Genomic DNA, 7,199 nt, shown 5'->3' with positions numbered 1-7,199 from the left:
AATAAGTTTTTTTAATATTTCGTTTTTGTTAAACATAAAAAGTGTGCACCTTCCTTTTATATAGTGATATTTAATATTTTAATTATCACCATTTTTTAGAAGAATACACACTTTATTTTAAAGACCCATGAACTTGCTTTTTTATTATATTAAAGTTTTAAACTGATAACCATTGTCTTTAAAATATGTTATAATTTGGTCTAATGCATTTACTGTTTCTTGTTTTCCATAAGTATCATGCATTAAAAGAACGACCATTTCTTTCCCTTCAGAAGATTTCTTTGCATGTTCAAATAACTCTTGAGCATTTTTCTTTTTACCTTCTGCATCAGCATTTAGAGCATTCCAATCAATTGATGCCATGTTTTTCTCTTTTAAGTAGTTTCCGAGAGGTTCCATATTTTTCCATGACATATACCCACCTGGGCATCTAACTACATTTGAGGAAAAATTCTTTCCTAAAACTTTTTTCATAGCTTCATCAGTTTTGTTAAGTTCATTTACGAATGTATCAAGGTTTAGGCTTCTGCCAGGATATAGTTTTTTGTAGTCATGAGTATAAGAGTGATGAGCTATTGCATTTCCTTCGTCAAATGTTCTTTTTAAAATTTCATTAGCTCCTTTTCTTTCAAGAGAATCACCTTTAATAAAGAAAGTTCCTCTAATATCATGTCTCTTTAAGATATCTAGGACTTGTGGAGTATTAGTAGTAGATGGTCCATCATCAAATGTAAGAAAGACTATCTTTTCTCCATTGTTTGAATAGTCGTATTTGCTAAGTTTGTCCCAAACTAATTTTGCATCGTATCCATAGTCTTTTGCAGCTTCTTTTTTCGCACCAATAATAGGTTCATTTTTTTCTTTTTCAATTCTTTCTTTTTCTAATTTTTCAGCTTTAAGTCTTTCCTGAGTTTCTTTCATTTCTTTTTTTCTAGACATATCCGCCCATGCCATAGAAAAAATACCAATAACTATTACAACAATTATAGTAAGTGCAACAGTTTTATTCTTTCTTTTTTTTACCATGATTACAGCATTCCCCCTTTTGTCGAATTGTATCAAAAATATATTATAATTATATCGAAGAAAGTAGAAAAAGTAAACCGACAAAGTTGTAACCAAGATAACTAAAGTGTAACTTATATGACATTATTTGCATAATATTAAAGTATCACAAATATCAAAATTATCTATAAAATATTAAAATTATCTATAAAAAAATTTAGTATAAGTAAAAAAATATAAAAATTTATTAAAAAGGTGTTTACAAAAAATGATTAATATATTACTGTTAAATAGTGGATATAAATTTGGGCTCAAAATGCATGTAAATTTAGATTTAAAATACTGAAAAAATTTACTATATTAATTTATAGTAATGCTTATAGAAAAACTCTCTTGCTGTTTAGGGGGTTTATAATTTTGCAAAAAAATAAAAAGGAGGGGGCTTTATTGAAAAAATACTTTGGAGAAATAGGACTAATATTTATATCAATTATATGGGGAAGTGGCTTTGTAGCAACCCAATTTGCATTAGACGGTGGGCTTACACCTCTACAAATCATAACTTTAAGATTTTTCTTAGCGGCTATATTTATGAATTTACTGTTTTTCAAACAGATTCATGCCAATATGGGAAAAAAATTATTAAAAGCAGGAGGGATTTTAGGAATATTTTTATTTCTAGCCTTTACAGTACAAACCATTGGACTTATGTACACTACGCCATCTAAGAATGCATTTATAACAGCAGCAAATGTTGTAATAGTTCCATTCATAGGATTTATACTTTATAAAAGGAAACTTGATAAGATAGGAATAATAAGTAGTTTAGTAGCTCTTATAGGGATTGGGATACTTTCTTTAGAAGCCGATTTTTCTATTAATTTTGGAGATTTACTAACACTTATATGTTCATTCGGATTTGCATTTCATATATTCTTTACAAGTGAGTTTGCAAAAAATAACAACCCAATAGCATTGACAGCTATTCAATTTACTGTAGCGTTTTTAATGTCTTTAGTAGTTCAAACATTTGCAGGCCAACTAAAGATGGAAGCTGAATTATCTGGTTATATGGGAACTATGTACCTAGCTGTATTTAGTACTACAATAGGATTTTTATTTCAGACTATATGTCAAAAAAAGGTTGATGGAACTAGAACGGCTATAATATTATCCACAGAAGCTATATTTGGTACTATATTTTCTATAATAATTCTAAAGGAACTTATTACAGTAAAATTGGTTATTGGTAGCATCTTAATATTTGTTGCAGTCATAACTGCAGAAACTAAATTATCTTTTTTAAAGAGCAAAAAAGTAAAATTAAAGAGCAAAAAAGTAAAACTTAAAGACTCAGAAGAGTCTTCGTTGGAAAGTGTTTAATATGACAATTATTTCCTAATTAATCAAATAAATTATATATTATGTAGAAATTTGACATCAAAACTTGGTTGATACTGGCGTTTCAAAGTGATAAAATTAATTAGGAAATAATTTTATTTTTAGTGTTTAAACTACAAAGCCGGGGGTATATATATTCTTGTAGCAAGTTATTAAACTTAAAAATAAAAATTTAATTATATAAAATTGGGAGGAAATTAATTATGAAAAAATTTGTTTGTACAGTATGTGGATATATACATGAAGGAGATGCTGCACCAGCACAATGTCCAGTATGTAAAGTTGGAGCTGATAAATTCGAAGAAATGAAAGGCGAAATGGTTTGGGCTGACGAGCATAGAATAGGAGTAGCTCAAGGTGTAGATGCAGAGATAATAGAAGGATTAAGAGCTAACTTTACTGGAGAGTGTACAGAAGTAGGAATGTACTTAGCAATGAGTAGACAAGCTGATAGAGAAGGTTATCCAGAAGTAGCAGAAGCTTATAAGAGAATAGCTTTTGAAGAAGCTGAGCATGCTGCTAAATTTGCAGAACTTCTTGGAGAAGTTGTAGTTGCAGATACAAAAGAGAACTTAAGAGTTAGAGTTGACGCTGAATATGGTGCAACTGATGGAAAATTAAAATTAGCTAAGAGAGCAAAAGAATTAGGATTAGATGCTATACATGATACAGTACATGAAATGTGTAAAGACGAAGCTAGACATGGTAAAGCATTCTTAGGATTATTAAACAGACATTTTGGAAAATAATAATTAAAAATATAGATTAAAAGGAGAAACTTTGGTTTCTCCTTTTTTGAATTATACAAATAAATTGTTTTGATAAAAGGATGGAAATAATATGAAGTCAGTATCTGTTAGGAGTTGTAAAACTTACAATTATGAAAAAGTAAGAGATTCTATTGAAAAAAATTTAGAAGATATTGGAGGAATTGATAAATTTGTTAAAAAAGGGAGTAAAGTACTTGTAAAGCCAAATTTATTGATGAAAAAAAGACCTGAAGAAGCTACGACCACGCATCCTATGATTGTAAGAGTTGTATGTGAAAAGCTTTTAGAGTTAAATTGTGATATTACAATAGCAGATAGCCCTGGTGGTCCATATAATCAAAGTTCTCTTAAGAGTATCTATAAGGTATCTGGAATTGAAGGGGTAGCAAATGATTTGGGTATTAAGTTAAATTATGATGTTTCAGATGTTAAGATACATAGTGAAAAAGCGTATGTTCTCAAATATATGGATATTATTAAACCAATAGTAGATTCAGATTACGTAATAAATCTTTGTAAATTAAAGACTCATGTAATGGCAACTTTTACTGGTGGTACAAAAAACTTATATGGATGTATAGCTGGATTGAAAAAAGCAGAAATACATTACAGATTTCCTACAGAAGAATTGTTTTGTGAAAATGTACTTTTAGATATTTGCGACTATGTAAAGCCGACATTGACAATTATGGATGGGATAGTAGGTATGGAAGGTGATGGACCTTCAGCTGGCACTACTCGAGAAATAGGTGTCTTATTAGCATCACAAAATCCATATGCTATAGATGTTGTTGCATGTAAGATTATAAGTTTACTTCCAAATAGAGTTGCTACAATTAGAGGTGCTATTAAGAGAGGATATATACAAGAAGATTTTTCAGATATTGAGACTTTAGGTGAAGATATAAATGATTTAATTATAAAAGATTACAAGGTTCCAAATGTAAGTAAAGATTTAAGACTGTTTTCCGTAAAACTACCAAAATTTTTAAATGAACCTATTTCAAAGCTTATAACACCAAAGCCTGTGGTTAGATTTCAAGATTGTATAAAATGTGGAAAATGTAAGGAAGCTTGCCCTGCAACTACTATAGAGATAAGGGATAAGGGTGCTATTATAGACTTAAGTAAATGTATAAGATGTTACTGTTGCCATGAACTTTGTCCTAAAAAGGCTATTGATGTCAAACGTAATTTTGTATTTAAGTATGTAAAATAATGTATAATATTATATGAGTCTATATAAATTAAAAATATAAAGGAGAAATAAGATGATTTTAATTAAAAATGGTAGAGTAATAGACCCTAAAAGTCAGAGAGATGAGAATGTTGACTTAATTATAAAAGAAAATAAAATTTATAAGATAGGTAGGTTTGATGAAAGTGATGAATATGAAAAAGTAATAGATGCTAGTGGTAATGTAGTTGCGCCAGGTTTAGTAGATGTACATGTACACTTTAGAGACCCTGGATTTACATATAAAGAAGATATAGAAAGTGGGGCTAAATCTGCTGCTAGAGGTGGATTTACAACTGTTATATGTATGGCAAATACTAATCCTATTGTAGATAATGAAGATACTTTTAATTATGTTAAAGAAAAGTCAAAAAATGCATGTATAAATGTTTTACAAGCAGCTGCTATAACTAAAGGTTTTGAAGGGAAAGAGTTAGTTGATATGGAAACTCTTAAAAAAGCTGGTGTACCAGGATTTACTGATGATGGATTACCTTTAATGGATAGCAATCTAATTATGGAGGCAATGATTAAGGCAAAAGAGTTGAATGTACCACTTAGTTTTCATGAAGAAGACCCTTCTTTAGTTGGAAATCCAGGTGTGAATGCAGGAAAGATAGCTTCAGAGCTAGGATTAAAAGGTGCATCAAGTGTTACAGAAGATGTTATGGTAGCTAGAGATTGTATGTTGGCACTAAAGACTGGTGCTAAGATTGATATACAACATATAAGTTCAGGTGTGTCTGTTGATATGGTTAGATTTGCAAAATATCTAGGTGCAAATGTAGTTGCAGAGGCTTCACCACATCACTTTACACTGACTGAGGAAGATGTATTAGAGTTTGGAACAAATGCAAAAATGAATCCACCCCTAAGAAGTAAGTGGGATAGAGATAAGATTATAGAGGGATTAAATGATGGCACTATTGAAATAATAGCAACAGACCATGCACCACATAGTAAAGAAGAAAAAGACAGAGAATTCATCAAAGCTCCAAGTGGCATTATTGGGCTTGAGACTTCTTTATCTCTTGGAATAACAAACTTAGTGCATAAAAATCATCTTAGCATGATGCAGTTAATAGAAAAAATGTCTACAAACCCTGCGAAACTATACAATTTAAATATTGGCTTTATAGAAGAAGGGGCAGTAGCAGATATTGTTATATTCAACCCTGAAGAAGAGTGGACAGTTGAAAGCTTTGCTTCTAAAGCTGATAATTCACCGTTTAAAGGGAAGTCTCTATATGGTAAGGTTAATTATACAATATGTAATGGAGAGATTGTATATAACGCTTAATTTAGAAAAATGAATCATAGTGACTTTGAGGAAATAAGAGTTTGAAAATTTAAAATCTACGTAATTTAGATATAGAGAAAGAGAAGCTTTTTTAACAGATTTTATAAGAGAAATAATAGACTAGAAACTAAATAACGCACTACTATATTTGAAAAAGATTAAATTCTTAATCTATCATATATAATAGTGCGTTATATATTAAATTTGTTTTAGATAAATAAATATAAAAATCATAAATCTTTATATAATGTCTATTTATAAATTGCCTTTATAGGGTCGAGTTTAGAGGCTTTGAAGGCCGGTATCAGACCAAATACAACCCCAGTTAATATAGTAGCTACAATAGCATAAAATAAGCTATTTAAACTAGGAATGGCTTCAAATCCGATGTATTTAGAAACATAATTAGTAGCTATAAATCCAACCATAGTTCCTAAAATTCCACCACATACTGTTATAAATACAGCCTCAACTAAAAATTGAAATAATATGGACCTAGGTTTTGCACCAATAGCACGTCTTATACCAATTTCTCTTTGCCTTTCCATAACAGATACATACATTATGTTCATTACACCAATGCCACCAACAAACATTGCAACTACAGTTATTATAGATACATATTTGTTTACATTGGAATTAATGCTTTCAAGATAAGCTGTCTGTTCAGTTGGGTCTGGTGTAGTATAAGAACCATTGATACCAGGGTGCATCTCATATAATTTAGCTATGACATTGTTTGCAACTTCATTTACATTATAGCCTTTAGAAGAAACTAAGTCTAACTGGTAAATTTCATTTGAATAAGAATTTTGACTCATTAAAGTGTCAAAAGCCTTTTTAGGTATAAGGGAAGTAGTAAACTGTATATCTTGGTAACCTCCAAAGAATCCTCCAGCTTGGTTTTGCTGAGAGTCATCTAATACCCCTATTATCTCAAATATAGTTCCATTTATATTGATACCATGACCTAAGGCATCTTCTGGATTTTCAAAAATTTCACTTGTACTTTGTAATGTAAGCAAAATTACTTTTCTTTTTTCATCATCTAAAGAAAAATCTCTACCACAAATTAAATTTATTTTAGAATCTCTTTTTACTGGTCCAACATCAACATACGTAGTCTTTTTGTCAAAAGATGCTTGTGAAGAGTAAACCGAATCAAGATTAAATCCATCTCTTGAAGGAGCTATTCTTTCTACTCCTTCAACAAAGGATAATTCTTCTAAGTCTTTTGCATTAAATGGTTTTAAAAAAATACTCATATCATCAGTAAGACCTGTGTTATCAGCCGATTCAAATGAAATAGTAGTTTTATTAGGGTTTACATTATTAACTGATTTCTTAATTTCTTTTTGAAATCCATTACCTATAGAACTAACAAGTATTACTGAAGTTATTCCTATTATAATCCAGAGTAAAGCTACAAATACACGAAGCTTGTGACCTTTTAAATTAGCCAAAGAATTTTTTAATAAACTCATGA

The 7,199-nt window shown here is 30.0% G+C and carries 6 protein-coding genes; 4 read left to right on the top strand and 2 right to left on the bottom strand.

Features of this window, described 5'->3' with window-relative positions; genetic code table 11:
- Positions 1 to 144: 144 nt before the first annotated feature.
- Positions 145 to 1,026: a polysaccharide deacetylase family protein gene (locus IR152_RS14155; RefSeq protein WP_227452585.1), complete on the bottom strand. Its 882-nt coding sequence runs from the start codon at positions 1,024 to 1,026 to the stop codon at positions 145 to 147.
- Between the two features lie 396 nt (positions 1,027 to 1,422).
- Here IR152_RS14155 and IR152_RS14150 point away from each other — a divergent pair, with 396 nt between their 5' ends.
- The 4 genes from IR152_RS14150 to IR152_RS14135 all read left to right on the top strand — a co-directional run bounded on the left by IR152_RS14150 (position 1,423) and on the right by IR152_RS14135 (position 5,713).
- Positions 1,423 to 2,388 (top strand): DMT family transporter, encoded by a 966-nt coding sequence (locus tag IR152_RS14150; RefSeq protein WP_227452584.1) that lies wholly within the window; start codon positions 1,423 to 1,425, stop codon positions 2,386 to 2,388.
- A 221-nt stretch (positions 2,389 to 2,609) separates the two neighbouring features.
- Positions 2,610 to 3,155, top strand: a complete 546-nt coding sequence (locus tag IR152_RS14145; RefSeq protein WP_009889371.1) for an NADH peroxidase — start codon at positions 2,610 to 2,612, stop codon at positions 3,153 to 3,155.
- 91 nt (positions 3,156 to 3,246) lie between these two features.
- On the top strand, positions 3,247 to 4,395 hold the full coding sequence (locus tag IR152_RS14140) for a DUF362 domain-containing protein (protein WP_227452583.1): 1,149 nt from the start codon (positions 3,247 to 3,249) through the stop codon (positions 4,393 to 4,395).
- A gap of 52 nt (positions 4,396 to 4,447) precedes the next feature.
- Positions 4,448 to 5,713, top strand: coding sequence for a dihydroorotase (locus IR152_RS14135; protein ID WP_227452582.1), 1,266 nt, complete (start codon positions 4,448 to 4,450; stop codon positions 5,711 to 5,713).
- Between the two features lie 251 nt (positions 5,714 to 5,964).
- Here IR152_RS14135 and IR152_RS14130 read toward each other — a convergent pair whose 3' ends face one another.
- On the bottom strand, positions 5,965 to 7,197 hold the full coding sequence (locus IR152_RS14130; RefSeq protein WP_227452581.1) for an ABC transporter permease: 1,233 nt from the start codon (positions 7,195 to 7,197) through the stop codon (positions 5,965 to 5,967).
- Between the last annotated feature and the right edge of the window lie 2 nt (positions 7,198 to 7,199).

This window comes from Clostridioides sp. ES-S-0108-01 (genome assembly GCF_020662285.1).
Taxonomy (GTDB): domain Bacteria; phylum Bacillota; class Clostridia; order Peptostreptococcales; family Peptostreptococcaceae; genus Clostridioides.
The sequence above is the reverse complement of the archived record's forward strand: the minus strand, read 5'-3'. Positions and strand labels throughout refer to the sequence as shown.